Source organism: Thiemannella venezuelensis (assembly GCF_014203605.1).
GTDB classification, from domain to species: Bacteria; Actinomycetota; Actinomycetes; order Streptosporangiales; family Streptosporangiaceae; genus Planomonospora_A; species Planomonospora_A venezuelensis.
In genome coordinates this window covers 669,549-684,044 of record NZ_JACHJJ010000001.1, presented here as the reverse complement: position 1 = coordinate 684,044, position 14,496 = coordinate 669,549, and the positions used below count along the sequence as shown (strand labels likewise).

The window sequence follows — 14,496 nt, the reverse complement described above, 5'->3', positions numbered from 1 at the left end:
TTGTCAGATTTTCGCGGGATGAAGCAGCAGAAATCCTAAGAAGCCACAAAATTCATTGAAATCAGAAAGCCCGGACCCGTGACGGCCCGGCCGTTCCTTTATCATCCTAGGGCCGAGTTCCGACGGGGGGCCGATGGACGAGCTGAGGGACGGCGATCCGCGCCGGATCGGCCCCTACACCCTGCTCGGCCGCCTCGGCCAGGGCGGGATGGGCCTGGTCTACCTCGCCCGTGACGAGGCGGGCGCCCAGGTGGCGGTCAAGGTGATCCACGCGCACCTCGCCGACGATCCCGGCTTCCGCGGCCGGTTCCGGCAGGAGGTGACCGCCGCCCAGCGGGTCGCCCGGTTCTGCACCGCCCCGGTGCTCGCCGCCGACGTGGACGGCGCCCTGGCCTACCTGGCGACGGAGTTCGTGCCCGGCCCCAGCCTGGAGCAGGCCGTCCGGACCGGCGGCCCGCTCACCGGCTCCAGCCTCGACGGCCTGGCCGCCAGCATCGCGGTCGCCCTGCGGGCCATCCACGGGGCCCAGGTCGTCCACCGTGACCTCAAACCCTCGAACGTGCTGCTCTCCCCGGTCGGGCCCAGGGTCATCGACTTCGGCATCGCCCGGCTGGCCGAGGGCTCCGGCAAGACCAGCAGCGTGCTGGTCGGCACCCCCGCGTTCATGTCGCCGGAGCAGGTGAAGGGAGACCCGGCCACCCCGGCATCGGACGTCTTCGCCTGGGGCGGGGTGCTCGTCTACGCCGCCACCGGGCACGGGCCCTTCGGCACCGGAGCCGTCCCCGCCCTCCTGTACCGGGTGGCGCACGGCGAGCCCGACCTGTCCGGGCTGCCCGATCGCCTCCTCCCGCTCGTCACGGCCGCCCTCGCCAAGGATCCCGCCGCCCGCCCGACCCCGCAGGACCTGCTGGACGCGCTCAGCACGGGTTCGGGGGTGCTGCCCGTGGACCCCGGCGCAACCGCGGGCCGGGCCCGCGGCACGCGAGGGGCTCCGGGCGGGGAGGAGGGCCGCGGACCGGCCCTCAGGGGCGCCCTGACGGCGTTCGGCCGCCGCCCGTGGACGGGTGCGGGAGCCCTGGCGGCCGTCGCGGCCGCGGTGGCCGCGGCCTTCGTCGTGCCGCAGGCGGGCTCCGCGGGGGAAGCCGTCCCGTCCGCGTCGTCTCCCGCTGGGCCGTCCTCCGCGGTGTCCTCCCCCGCCGCGTCGGGCGCGGTGGAGCGGGGGCCGGCGAGCGGGCCCGCCGCCCCGTCCTCCTCCGCCCCTCCGCTCGGCGCCACCGGCCCCAACCCCCTCGACGAAGAGGGCGTCCGCCTGTTCGCGCCGGAGAACGAGGCCGCCGGGCAGGCGAGGCTCTGGGCCGCGGCCGGCCGGGCGCGGGACGCGGAGCTGATGGAGGCGCTGGCCGCGGTCCCCCAGGCCGTCTGGTTGAAGGGCCCTGCGGACAAGGCCCGCCGTACCGTCGCCGCGACCCTGCGCGCGGCCGGGAAGGCCGGCTCCGTCCCGGTCTTCGTCGGCTACAACGTGCCGCTCAGGAACTGCCGTCCGGCCGGCGGCGCGGCGGACGCCTCCGCCTACCGGTCCTGGATCGACCAGGTCGCCGAGGAGATCGGCGACGCGCGGGCCGTGGTGATCCTGGAACCGGAGAGCCTCGTGAAGATCCCCGGTACGGAGGAGTGCGGGCTGGGTGACGACGCGGCCACCGAGCGCCGCTTCGGCGACCTCTCCTACGCGGTCGAACGGCTCGGCGAGCTGCCCCGCACCGCCGTCTACCTCGACGGCAGCTTCGAGAAGTGGCCCGCGCTGAGCGAAATGGGCCGGCGGCTCGTCAAGGCGAAGATCACCGAGGCCGACGGCTTCTTCCTCAACGCGAGCGGGTACCAGCGGACGGAAGGACTCGCCGCCTACGGCGCCCGGCTCGCCAGATGCGTGTACGTCCAGGTGACGGCGGGAACGGACGACTGCCTCGACGCGGAGATCGCGGCGGCGCCGGACGACCCGGCCGCGCTGCCGCACTTCGTGATCGACACCAGCCGCAACGGCCGGGGCGAGTGGGTTCCCGAGACGGCCTATCCGAAGCCGCAGACCTGGTGCAACCCTCCCGGCCGAGGCGTCGGCTTCCGGCCGACGACGGCGACGAGCGGCGAACTGGTCGACGCCTACCTGTGGATCTCCGTGCCCGGCCACGCCAACGGGCCCTGCACGCGCGGCACCGACGGTCCCGAGGACCCCGTCTACCGTGCGGAGACCCCGCCCCCGGGGACGTTCTGGCCGGAACTCGCCCTGGAGCGCGCCCGGCTGGCCAGCCCGCCCCTGCCCTGACAGTGAGGATGCGGGTGAGCGCCTCCCCGGTGGAGCCTGGCTCCTGCCCTGACCGACCACGGTATCTTCAACGGAATCCGTCGGCTCCGTCCGCGACCCGCCACCGGCCCGGCACCGGTTCGCCACAGGTTCGGCACGGGTTCGGCACCAGTTCGGCACTGCCCGCCGCCGGGGCCGCACCGTCCCGTACGGCGGGCGGATGACGGACGGCCGGCGGGTCGCGGCGGACCGCCGGGGCCGAGCGGGCGGATCCCATCTGAAAGTTTCACGTTCCGGAAAGCCGTTCCGCCCGATCTCAGGGGCCTGACCGGCACCGGAGGGAAACCCCGGCGCAACCCGGAACACACGCCATTGACATCCCTCCGGCGCTCTCCAGAATCCTCTTTGGGAGCGCTCCCACAGATTCTCACCCCTGCCTGATCCGACGCGATGCCTCTACCAGCGAAATTGCGGCGAATCACCCCTGGAGGACCTTTTCCCATGCATCTGAACCCCACGAGAGCGGGAGCGCTCCCACACCCCAGGAGGCGGAGACGCGTCGCGGCGCTGGCTCTGCTCAGCCTGACGGCCGGGATGACGACCGCGCTGACGGCCTCGCCCGCTCACGCGGCCGTCTCGTGTGACGTCGCCTACTCGACCAACGACTGGCAGGGCGGTTTCACCGCCAGTGTCACGATCAAGAACCTGGGCGACCCGCTGGACGGCTGGACCCTGGGCTTCGACTTCCCGACCGCCACGCAGAAGCTCGTCCAGGGCTGGAGTGCGACCTGGTCGCAGAGCGGCACCGCGGTCACCGCCAAGAGCATGGACTGGAACGGCAAGCTCGCCACCGGCGCCTCGACGAGCATCGGCTTCAACGGCAGCTGGTCCGGGAGCAACCCCAAGCCGACCTCCTTCACGATCAACGGCGTCACCTGCGGGGGCGGGCCGGGCAACCAGGCCCCCGCCGTGAAACTCACCAAGCCGGTCGCCGGGGCGAGCTTCACCGCGCCCGCCACGGTGGAGATCGCCGCCGACGCCTCCGACTCCGACGGCACGGTGGCCAAGGTCGAGTTCTACAACGGCACCACGCTGCTGGGCGCCGACACCAGCGCGCCGTACTCCCACGACTGGACCGGCGTGCCGGCCGGCGACTACTCCATCACCGCCAAGGCCACCGACGACAAGGGCCTGACGAAGACCTCCGACCCGGTCGGGATCAGCGTGAAGGCCGACGCCGCGCCCGCCGTGGTCGTCACCCCCGCCACGCTCGCCGTGCCCGAGGGGGACGCCGCGACCCTGTCGGTCAAGCTATCCAAGGCCCCGGCGGCGAACGTCACCGTGGCGACCGCCAGGACCAGCGGGGACGCCGACCTCACGGTCGGCACCGGGGCCTCGCTGACGTTCACCCCGGCGAACTGGGACACCGCCCAGACGGTGCAGATCAAGGCCGCCGAGGACGCCGACACGACCTCCGGCAGCGCCGAGTTCACCGCCACCGCCACCGGCCACACCGCCGGGAAGGCCTCCGCCACCGAGGTGGACAACGACACCCCCGGCGGCGACAACGAGTACATCAAGCGCTTCACCACGATGTACAACAAGCTCAAGGACCCGGCCAACGGCTACTTCTCGCCCGAGGGCGTGCCGTACCACTCGGTCGAGACCTTCCTCGTCGAGGCGCCCGACCACGGGCACGAGACCACCTCCGAGGCCTACAGCTACTACCTGTGGCTGGAGGCCGCCTACGGCAAGGTGACCGGCGACTGGAGCAAGTTCAACGCGGCCTGGGCGTCGATGGAGAAGTACATCATCCCGGCCACCGCCGACCAGCCGACGAACTCGTTCTACAACCCCTCCAAGCCCGCGACCTACGCCGGTGAGTGGGACGACATCAAGCAGTACCCGTCCAAGCTGGACGGCGGCGTGAGCGTCGGCGTGGACCCGATCGCGAACGAGCTGAAGACCGCCTACGGCACCAGCGACGTGTACGGCATGCACTGGCTGCTCGACGTCGACAACACCTACGGCTTCGGCCGCTGCGGCGACGGCACGACCAGGCCCGCCTACATCAACACCTACCAGCGCGGCCCGGAGGAGTCGGTCTTCGAGACCGTCCCGCAGCCGTCCTGCGACACCTTCAAGCACGGCGGCAAGAACGGGTACCTGGACCTGTTCACCGGTGACTCCTCCTACGCCAAGCAGTGGAAGTACACCAACGCCCCCGACGCCGACGCCCGCGCCGTCCAGGTCGCCTACTGGGCGCACACCTGGGCCAAGGAGCAGGGCAAGGAGTCGCAGGTCGCCTCCTCGGTCGCCAAGGCCGCGAAGATGGGCGACTACCTGCGCTACGCGATGTACGACAAGTACTTCAAGAAGCAGGGCTGCACCAGCACCTCGTGCCCCGCGGGCACCGGCAAGGACAGCTCGGCCTACCTGCTGAGCTGGTACTACGCCTGGGGCGGCGCGATCGACACCTCCGCGGGCTGGGCCTGGCGGATCGGCTCCAGCCACAACCACTCCGGCTACCAGAACCCGATGGCCGCCTGGGTGCTGTCCAGCGTGGACGCGCTCAAGCCCAAGGGCGCGACCGCCGTACAGGACTGGGACAAGAGCCTGGACCGGCAGCTGGAGTTCTACCGCTGGCTGCAGTCGAGCGAGGGCGCGATCGCGGGCGGCGCGACCAACAGCTGGCAGGGCCACTACGCCGCGCCGCCGTCGAACCTGCCGACCTTCTACGGCATGGCCTACGACTGGCAGCCGGTCTACCACGACCCGCCGTCGAACCAGTGGTTCGGCTTCCAGGCCTGGTCGATGGAGCGCGTGGCGGAGCTGTACTACGCCACCGGCAACGCCGACGCCAAGGTCGTGCTGGACAAGTGGGTCAAGTGGGCCACCGACAACACCACGATCAACGCCGACGGGACCTACCAGATCCCCTCGACGCTGGTGTGGACCGGCCAGCCCGACACCTGGAACCCGTCCAGCCCCGGCTCCAACGCGGGCCTGCACGTCAGCATCCGCGACTACACGACCGATGTCGGCGTGGCGGGCTCCTACGCCAAGGTCCTGATGTACTACGCGGCCAAGTCCGGCGACACCAAGGCGCGGGACGTCGCCAAGGGCCTGCTCGACGGCATGTGGAAGAACAACCAGGACGCCAAGGGCGTCTCGACCACCGAGACCAAGGCCGACTACAACCGCCTCGACGACCCGGTCTACGTCCCGGCCGGCTGGACCGGCAAGATGCCCAACGGCGACGTGATCGACAGCAACTCCACCTTCCTGTCCATCCGGTCCTTCTACAAGAACGACCCGGACTGGCCGAAGGTGGACGCCTACCTGAAGGGCACCGGCCCCGCGCCGACCTTCACCTTCCACCGGTTCTGGGCCCAGGTCGACGTGGCCGTGGCCCTGGCCGAGTACGGCCGGCTCTTCCCCTGACCGGCCCGGCCGGTCCCCGGACGGACCCCGGACGGGTCCTCTCCCCCTCTCTGACCTGACCGGGGTCCGCGAGCGGGACCGGCCCGCACGACCCCGGGGCGCGGCGGCACCCCTGACCTGCCGCCGCGCCCCGGACACCACTTCTCCGACGAGAGGCACCCCCTGATGAAGAGACCCCTGGCGGTGCTCGCCCTGGCGGCGCTGACGGCCGTCCCGGTGCCCGCAGCGACCGCCGCCACCACGACCGCCGCCGCGGCCGAGTTCAACTACGGCGAGGCGCTGCAGAAGTCCATCTGGTTCTACGAGGCCCAGCAGTCGGGGAAGCTGCCGAGCTGGAACCGCGTCTCCTGGCGCGGCGACTCGGCCCTCGACGACGGGAAGGACGCCGGGCTCGACCTGACCGGCGGCTGGTACGACGCGGGCGACCACGTGAAGTTCGGCCTGCCGATGGCGGCCACCACGACCATGCTGGCCTGGGGCGCGGTGGAGTACCGCGACGCCTACGCCGACTCCGGTCAGCTCACCCACCTGCTGAACAACCTGAAGTTCGTCAACGACTACCTCATCAAGGCCCACCCGTCGCCGAACGTTCTCTACGGGCAGGTCGGCCACGGCGGCCGGGACCACGCGTGGTGGGGCCCGGCCGAGGCGATGCCGATGGACCGGCCCGCGTTCAAGATCGACGCCTCCTGCGGCGGGTCGGACCTGGCCGGTGAGACGGCGGCGGCGATGGCCGCCTCGTCGATCGTCTTCCGCCCGACGAATCCGACTTATGCCGACACACTGGTGAAGCACGCGCGGGAGCTGTACACCTTCGCCGACACCGTGCGCAAGAAGTACAGCGAGTGCATCACCGACGCCCAGGGCTACTACAACTCCTGGAGCGGCTACAACGACGAGCTGGTCTGGGGCGCGATCTGGCTGCACCGGGCCACGGGTGAGAGCTCCTACCTGGCCAAGGCCGAGTCCTCCTACGACAGCCTCGGCACCGAGCCGCAGAGCAGCACCAAGTCCTACAAGTGGACGATCGCCTGGGACGACAAGTCCTACGGCGCCTACGTGCTGCTGCACAAGCTCACCGGCAAGCAGCGCTACCTCGACGACGCCAACCGCTGGCTGGACTACTGGACGGTCGGGGTCAACGGGCAGAAGGTGCGCTACTCGCCCGGCGGGCAGGCCGTACTCGACCGGTGGGGGTCGCTGCGCTACGCGGCCAACACCTCGTTCGCGGCGCTGGTCCACTCCGACTCGATCACCGACGCCACCCGCAAGGCGAGGTACCACGACTTCGCCAAGCGGCAGATCGACTACGCGCTCGGCGACAACCCCCGCAACTCCTCCTACGTGGTCGGCTTCGGCGCCAACCCGCCGAAGAACCCGCACCACCGCACCGCGCACGGCTCCTGGACCGACCAGCTCACCAACCCCGCCGAGACCCGCCACACCCTGTACGGCGCGCTCGTCGGCGGCCCGCCCGACCCCGACGACGCCTACACCGACAAGCGCGACGACTACGTGATGAACGAGGTCGCCACCGACTACAACGCGGGCTTCACCGGCGCGCTGGCCCGCCTCTACGGCGAGTACGGCGGGACCCCCGCGGCGGGCTTCCCGGCGAAGGAGACCCCCGACGGCCCCGAGATCTTCGTCGAGGCCGGGGTGAACGCCGCCGGGAGCGCCTTCACCGAGATCAAGGCGATCGTCCGCAACCAGTCCGCCTGGCCCGCGCGGAACCTGACCGACGGCGCCTTCCGCTACTACTTCACCCTCGACGGCGAGACCACCGCGAACCAGGTCACGGTCTCCTCCGCCTACAACCAGTGCTCGCCCCCGACCGGCCCGACCCTGCTGACCGGGAAGACCTACTACGTCACGGTCGACTGCTCCGGCACCTCGATCTCCCCCGCCGGGCAGTCCCAGCACCGGCGCGAGGTCCAGTTCCGGATCGCGAGCACGGGCGCGTGGGACCCGTCCAACGACTGGTCGTACAAGGGCGTCGCCACGACCCCCGGCGCGCCCCCGGTCCGCGTGGACACCATCACCCTCTACTCCGGCGGTGAAAGGATCTGGGGCAACCCGCCCGGTGACGAGCCGCCGCCCGAGGACGACGAGATCGCGCCCTCGAAGCCCGGCAAGCCCGCCGTCTCCGCGGTCACCGGGAGCACGGCGAGGCTGACCTGGGCGGCCTCCACCGACAACGTGGGCGTCAGCGGCTACGACGTCTACCGCGGCACCGTGAAGGCGGGGACCGCCACCGGGACCTCCTACGACCTGACCGGGCTCTCCCCCGCGACGCCGTACAGCGTGCACGTGGTGGCCCGGGACGCCGCCGGCAACACCTCCGAGGCGTCCGAGAGCACCTCCTTCACCACCACCGAGGCCCCGGCGGGCGGCTGCACGGCCGTCTACAAGGTGACCAACTCCTGGCAGGGCGCCTTCCAGGCCGACGTCACCGTCAAGAACGAGGGCGCCTCGGCCATCAGGGGCTGGACCGTGACCTGGGCGTTCCCCGACGGCCAGAAGATCAGCCAGCTCTGGAACGGCGCGCACACCCAGACCGGCGCGAACGTGTCCGTCGGGAACGTCGCCTGGAACGGCGCGCTGGCCCCGAACGCGTCGACCTCGTTCGGCTTCACCGCGAGCCAGAACGGCGCCAACGGCGTGCCCGCGGTGACCTGCACCGCGAGCTGACCGCGTCCCGGCTCGCGGTGCCCCCGCACCGCGAGCCGGCCCTCCCCGGTGCCCGGAGCCGGCCCGCCGCCCCGGACACCTCCCCGTGAAAGCCCCGGCCGGGCGCGACGGACCCCTCCCGCCCGGCCGGTCCACCCTTCTCCCCGAGGCAGGTCATGAGAGCACGGCTCACCATCGCGGCGCTCGCCGCGGCACTCACCTCGTTCCTGGTCGCGGCCCCGCCCGCGCAGGCCGACACCGGCATCCACGTGAGCGGTACGAAGATCGTCGAGGCGGACGGGAGCAACCTCGTCCTGCGCGGCACCTCCCACGCGCACACCTGGTACACGAGCCAGACGGCCTCCTTCGCCGGCATCAAGTCGCTGGGCGCCAACGCCGTGCGCGTGGTGCTGAGCGGCGGCCGGTGGACGCCCAACACCACCGCCGACGTGGCCAACGTCGTCTCGCTCTGCAAGCAGAACAAGCTCATCTGCGTCCTGGAGAACCACGACACCACCGGGTACGGCGAGCAGGGCGGCGCCTACACCCTGGACGCGGCCGTGGACTACTGGACCAGCGTGAAGAGCGCGCTGGACGGCCAGGAGGACTACGTCATCATCAACATCGGCAACGAGCCGATCGGCAACAACGCCGTCACCCCGGGCTGGACCGAGGCCACCTCGAACGCGATCAAGCGCATGCGCACGGCCGGGTTCGACCACGCGCTCATGGTCGACGCCCCCAACTGGGGCCAGGACTGGTCCTTCACCATGCGCGACAACGCCAAGACCGTCGCCGCCGCGGACCCCGACAAGAACACGATCTTCTCGATCCACATGTACGGCGTGTTCGACACCTCCGCCGAGGTCATCGCCTACATGGACGCCTTCCGGACGGCCGGGCTGCCGCTGGTGGTCGGCGAGTTCGGCCACGACCACTCCGACGGCAACCCCGACGAGGACACGATCATGGCCCAGGCCCAGGCGCGCGGCCTGGGCTACTTCGGCTGGTCCTGGAGCGGCAACGGCGGCGGCGTCGAGTATCTCGACCAGGTCACCGGCTTCGACGTGAACAAGCTGACCCCCTGGGGCCAGCGCCTGTTCAACGGTGCGAACGGCATCGCGCAGACCGCCGTCGAGGCGAAGATCTACGGCGGGGGCGGCGGCCCCGACACCGAGGCGCCCACCCGGCCCGGCAAGCCCGCCGCCTCGGGCGTCACCTCGACCGGTGCCGCACTGACCTGGGCCGCCTCCACCGACAACGTCCGGGTCACCGGCTACGACGTCTACCGGGGCACCACCAAGCTCGGTTCCTCGGCCACGAACTCCCTCGCCCTGACCGGTCTGACGCCGGAGACCGCCTACACCGTGCACGTCGTCGCCCGCGACGCCGCCGGGAACGTCTCCGAGGCCTCCGAGACCACGTCGTTCACGACCACCTCGACCCCGCCGAGCGACTGCGCGGCCACCTACAAGCCGGTCAACTCCTGGCCGGGCGGCTTCCAGGGCGAGGTCACGGTCACGTGCGCCGCCGCCGTGAACTCGTGGAAGACCACACTGACCTACCCGGCCGGAGTGAAGGTCACCCAGAACTGGAGCTCGACCCTGTCGGCCTCCGGTACCGCCTTCACCTTCTCCAACGCCGCCTGGAACGGCTCCATCCCGGCCGGCGGCTCGACCACCTTCGGCTTCATCGCCTCCTGGACCGGCACGGGCACCCCGCCCGCGCCCGTCATCTCCTGACCCGCCCCGAGGGGGTACGGCACCCCGCCGTACCCCCTCCCTCAGCCCTGTCTCCGAAAGTTTCGGCAAGCGGCCGGAAATTTCCAATCCAGAGAGGAACCCCCCATGTCCCGACTGCGCAGGGCGCTCCTGAGCGGAGTGCTCGCCGCCCTCCCCGTCGCCGCGGCCGTGCTGCCCGCCGTACCGGCCCACGCCTCGGCCCCGCTGCGCGCGCACGCCGAGGCGCGCGGCAAGTTCGTCGGCGCCGCGCTCGCCACCTCCCCCCTGGCGAACGAGACCGCCTACCGGAGCATCGCGGCCTCGGAGTTCAACCAGGTCACCGCCGAGAACGCGATGAAGTGGGACGCCACCGAGCCCAGCCGGAACCAGTTCAACTTCACCGGCGCGGACCAGATCATGGCCTTCGCCGAGCAGAACGACCAGCAGGTGCACGGCCACACGCTCGTCTGGCACAGCCAGACGCCGAGCTGGGTGCAGAACCTCGGCGCCACCGAGATGCGCGAGGCGATGCAGAACCACATCAGCAGGGTCGCCGGCCGCTACGCGGGCAACCCCGTCCTGACGTCCTGGGACGTGGTGAACGAGGTCTTCGACGACAACGGCAACCTGCGTACCTCGTTCTGGTACCAGAAGCTGGGCGAGAGCTACATCGCCGACGCCTTCCGGTACGCCCGCGCGGCCGACCCCGACGCCACGCTCTGCATCAACGACTACAACGTCGAGGGCGTCAACGCCAAGAGCACGGCCATGTACAACCTGGTCAAGTCGCTGCGGGCGCAGAACGTGCCGGTCGACTGCGTCGGCCTGCAGAGCCACCTGGCGATCCAGTACGGCTTCCCGAACATCCGGGAGAACATGCAGCGCTTCGCCGACCTGGGCGTCGAGGTGCGGGTCACCGAGATCGACGTCCGGATGCAAACCCCCCGGGACGCGGCCAAGGACGCCACCCAGGCCACCTACTACTCCGACGTGGTCAAGGCCTGCGTGGCGGTGAGCCGCTGCTCCGGCGTCACCGTCTGGGGCTTCACCGACAAGTACTCCTGGGTGCCGGACACCTTCCCCGGCCAGGGCGCGGCGCTGATCTACGACGAGAACTACGGGAAGAAGCCGGCCTACACGGCGGTGCACGACGCCCTGGCGGGCGACGAGACGCCCGACGACACCACCGCGCCGTCCAGGCCGGGCACACCCGCCGCCTCGAACGTCACCGCCTCGGGGGCGACACTGACCTGGGCCGCCTCCACCGACAACGTCCGGGTCACCGGCTACGACGTCTACCGCGGCACCACCAGGCTCGGCTCCTCGGCCGCCACCTCCCTCACCCTGACCGGCCTGACCCCGGAGACCGCCTACACCGTGCACGTCGTGGCCCGCGACGCCGCCGGCAACGTCTCCGACCCCTCCGCGACCACCGCCTTCACCACGGGATCCGGTCCGGCGGACGGCTGCTCGGCGGCCTACAGGCTGGTCAACTCCTGGCAGGGCGGCTTCCAGGGCGAGGTCACCGTCACGTGCACCGCCGCCGTCACCTCCTGGAAGACCACCCTCACCTACCCGGCCGGCGTGAAGGTCACCCAGAACTGGAGCTCCGCTCTGAGCACCTCCGGCACCGCCTCCACCTTCACCAACGCCCCCTGGAACGGCAACCTCCCGGCCGGCGGCTCGACCACCTTCGGCTTCATCGGCTCCTGGACCGGCACCGGCGCCCCGCCCGCGCCCGTCATCTCCTGACGCGTACGGCGGGCGGCGGCCCGGCCCGCCGCCCGCCGTACGGCGGGGACCGGGGTGCGCGACGGTCAGGAGGCCCGCTCGAACCCGTTCTCGCGCAGCGCGGCGACCAGCCAGCGGGCGATGCCCACATGCCCCTCCAGGGTGGGGTGGACGCCGTCGGGGAGGATCATCGCGCCGTCCCAGCGCCGGCCGAGCGGGTCGAGGAAGACCGCGCCCGCCTCCCCGGCGGCGAGCGCGACGGCGTCCCTGACCTGGAAGGCCCAGCCGGGGGCGGTCCCCATCCACAGGGGGCCGACCACCACGATCCCGGTGCCGGGCCAGCGCTCCCGGACCGACTCCAGCAGCCGTGCCGCGGCCCCGTAGACCTGGCTCGGCGGGGTGCGGCGGTCGTTGTGGCCGCCGGAGACGACCAGCAGGTCGGGGGCGGGGCGCCAGGCGAGCTCCCGGTCGAAGGAGTCCTGGAAGGTCCGGCCCACCCGGCCGGGGTTGACGAACCCGGTGCCGGCCGCCCCCGCGGTGATCAGCTGCCAGTCCAGCTCGCGGGCGGTCAGCGCGGCGTAGCTCTCCCAGCGCGCGACCGGGCCCGACCCGACGGTGAAACTGTCGCCGATGACCATGACCGTCTGCGGTCCGGCCACGGGGACCGGGCTCACCGGAGCCGGATGGGCCATGGGCTCGCTTCGCGGCACGGTCCCGTCCACCGCCTGGCCGCATCCTGAAATAAGCCAGGAAATCACCATCAAAGCGGCGACAACGGGCTTTCTGCCCCGTTTTCCCAAAGGCTCGCGCATGACACCCCGGAGAGCTCTGAGTCGTCGGCATGAACGGCGGGCTCCCGGACCCGCGTGACGACGCGGACCCGCACGGCCCCCGGGGCGGAGCCCCCTCACCCGCGCCCGGAGGGACCGGAGAGACCGTCTTGAGCAGTTGCGATTCTATCCGGGCGGGGGCGAGTGGTCGGAGAAATCACAGAATGGAAAAACTTCTCCGGCGATGATCCGCCAATATCACCCTATATCAACGCAGAATCATCACGCTTGCTCCGTGAACGCCAATTTCTTTGTAGGGGAACGGCAACCAATGCGGGTATCAAGCCGTCAACACTCTGTACTTCACCCCTCGACCGGGAGCGGCCATGACCTACGCGTACGGCCTGCCGTCAGACCCTCAGCCCTACACCGCCCGCCACCGCTACGCGGCCCGGCGTCCACGGCTGAGGAACGGGCTCGGCCTGGCCTCCCTCACCGCGGGCGGCGTCGCCGTCCTCGCCACCGCCTTCACCTCCCTCGCGTCCTGGGCCTCGGCCCTCGTCACGCTCGCCTCCGTCGCCCTCGGCTTCGCCGCCCTCGGCAGAGCGGAGCACCGCCCCAGACGCGCCGGGGCCCGGGGCCGCGGCTGGCCGGGGCTCGTCGCGGAGCTGGCCGTCGGAGCCGCCGTGATCTGGGCCGCGATCGTCCTCCTCACCGCCCTCGGCACCCTGGCCGGCGGACCGGACGCGGGTCCCGAACGCACCGGCGGCGCCGGGGTGCGGGTCGGCACGGGGGTGTAGACCGCCGCACGGACGTCCCCGGACCCGTCTCCCGGCGCCCCGGGCCCGCTTCCCACGACCGGGACCCGCCTTCCCGGTGACCCGCGGAGCCCGGCCGGACACGTCCTCACGGAACAGAACGCCTAGCCCAGGCGGATCTCCCCCACCGGGCGGCCGCCGCCGTACAGGACGCCGGTGGCGAGCCCGTCCAGCCCGGGGGCGTCGAGGCCGAGCGCCCGCAGGGCGGCGACGGTGACCGGGACCCGGGCGCGCTGGCCGCCGTCCTCGATCTTGACCGTGCCCGCCCGGCCGTCCTCGAACGCGAAAGCGTCGAACGCCTCCGCTCCGGCCTTGACCATGAGTCCCGGGATCGCGCGCATCAGCAGGGCCTCGGGACGGCTCGTGCCGGAGGTCCACTCGGGGTGGGCGCGGAAGGCGTCGGCGACGCGGCGCTCGGGGGTGCCCGGCTCGGCCAGGACCAGGGCGCGGAAGGCCCGGGCCACCCCGCGCATCGAGACGAAGAACAGCGGAGCGCCGCAGCCGTCCACGCCGGCGGCGGCGACCCGCTCGCAGGTCAGCTCCTCGACCGTGTCGCGGATGGCCCGCTGCAGCGGGTGCGCCGGGTCGAGGTAGGTCTCCAGCGGCCAGTCGTTGGCCGCGCAGGTCGCGAGCATCGCGGCGTGCTTGCCCGAGCAGTTCATGTAGATCCGGGCCCTGCCGCCGCCCGAGCGCAGCACCTCGTCGCGGGAGGCCGTGTCCTCGGGCAGGTCCTCCGGGCAACGAAGCGCGTCCTCCTCCACCCCCGCCCCGGAGAGGATCTTGCGGGCGCCGTCCACGTGGAAGGACTCCCCCGCGTGGCTCGCGCAGGCCAGCGCGAGCAGCTCCCCCTCCAGCGCGAGCCCGGCGCGCACCATGCCCAGCGCCTGCAGCGGCTTCATCGACGAGCGCGGCGAGACCAGCGCGTCCACCGCGCCGTGCACCCGCACCAGGGAGCCGTCCGCCCCCACCGCCAGCATCCGCGCCCGGTGCGTGGACTCCACGAACCCCGACCGCACGACCTCGACAAGCAATGACCCGTTAGACAC

Annotated in this window: 8 protein-coding genes; 6 read left to right on the top strand and 2 right to left on the bottom strand. The window is 71.8% G+C overall.

The genetic code is table 11. The features are described from left to right. Nucleotides 1-133: 133 nt before the first annotated feature. The 5 genes from FHS22_RS03410 (at nt 134) to FHS22_RS03390 (ending at nt 11,883) form a co-directional block, all read left to right on the top strand. Entirely contained in the window at nt 134-2,317 is a 2,184-nt protein-coding gene (locus tag FHS22_RS03410; RefSeq protein ID WP_184938249.1) for a glycoside hydrolase family 6 protein, read from the top strand. Nucleotides 2,318-2,890: 573 nt separating this feature from the next. Further along, nucleotides 2,891-5,740, top strand: a complete 2,850-nt coding sequence (locus FHS22_RS03405) for a glycoside hydrolase family 48 protein (protein WP_377295887.1) — start codon at nt 2,891-2,893, stop codon at nt 5,738-5,740. Nucleotides 5,741-5,905: 165 nt separating this feature from the next. Continuing rightward, a complete protein-coding gene (locus FHS22_RS03400) occupies nt 5,906-8,431 on the top strand; it encodes a glycoside hydrolase family 9 protein (RefSeq protein ID WP_184938246.1) in 2,526 nt (841 codons plus the stop codon). Nucleotides 8,432-8,586: 155 nt separating this feature from the next. Continuing rightward, complete coding sequence (locus FHS22_RS03395; RefSeq protein WP_184938244.1) at nt 8,587-10,152, top strand: cellulase family glycosylhydrolase; 1,566 nt, start codon at nt 8,587-8,589, stop codon at nt 10,150-10,152. Between the two features lie 105 nt (nt 10,153-10,257). Next, nucleotides 10,258-11,883, top strand: coding sequence for an endo-1,4-beta-xylanase (locus FHS22_RS03390; protein ID WP_184938242.1), 1,626 nt, complete (start codon nt 10,258-10,260; stop codon nt 11,881-11,883). 65 nt (nt 11,884-11,948) lie between these two features. Here the strand turns inward: FHS22_RS03390 and FHS22_RS03385 are convergent, their stop codons facing one another. After that, on the bottom strand, nt 11,949-12,572 hold the full coding sequence (locus tag FHS22_RS03385) for a GDSL-type esterase/lipase family protein (RefSeq protein WP_184938240.1): 624 nt from the start codon (nt 12,570-12,572) through the stop codon (nt 11,949-11,951). Between the two features lie 446 nt (nt 12,573-13,018). On the opposite strand from FHS22_RS03385, the gene FHS22_RS03380 reads away from it, so the two are divergent. Continuing rightward, nucleotides 13,019-13,432: a hypothetical protein gene (locus tag FHS22_RS03380; protein ID WP_184938238.1), complete on the top strand. Its 414-nt coding sequence runs from the start codon at nt 13,019-13,021 to the stop codon at nt 13,430-13,432. 122 nt (nt 13,433-13,554) lie between these two features. Here FHS22_RS03380 and FHS22_RS03375 read toward each other — a convergent pair whose 3' ends face one another. Beyond that, nucleotides 13,555-14,496: an asparaginase gene (locus tag FHS22_RS03375; protein ID WP_184938237.1), complete on the bottom strand. Its 942-nt coding sequence runs from the start codon at nt 14,494-14,496 to the stop codon at nt 13,555-13,557.

What these genes read in the sequence shown, in the direction of transcription:
- FHS22_RS03390 (WP_184938242.1), top strand. Translation starts at nt 10,258, where the DNA reads ATGTCCCGACTGCGCAGGGCGCTCCTGAGCGGAGTGCTCGCCGCCCTC.
- FHS22_RS03405 (WP_377295887.1), top strand. Translation starts at nt 2,891, where the DNA reads ATGACGACCGCGCTGACGGCCTCGCCCGCTCACGCGGCCGTCTCGTGT.
- FHS22_RS03380 (WP_184938238.1), top strand. Translation starts at nt 13,019, where the DNA reads ATGACCTACGCGTACGGCCTGCCGTCAGACCCTCAGCCCTACACCGCC.
- FHS22_RS03395 (WP_184938244.1), top strand. Translation starts at nt 8,587, where the DNA reads ATGAGAGCACGGCTCACCATCGCGGCGCTCGCCGCGGCACTCACCTCG.
- FHS22_RS03410 (WP_184938249.1), top strand. Translation starts at nt 134, where the DNA reads ATGGACGAGCTGAGGGACGGCGATCCGCGCCGGATCGGCCCCTACACC.
- FHS22_RS03400 (WP_184938246.1), top strand. Translation starts at nt 5,906, where the DNA reads ATGAAGAGACCCCTGGCGGTGCTCGCCCTGGCGGCGCTGACGGCCGTC.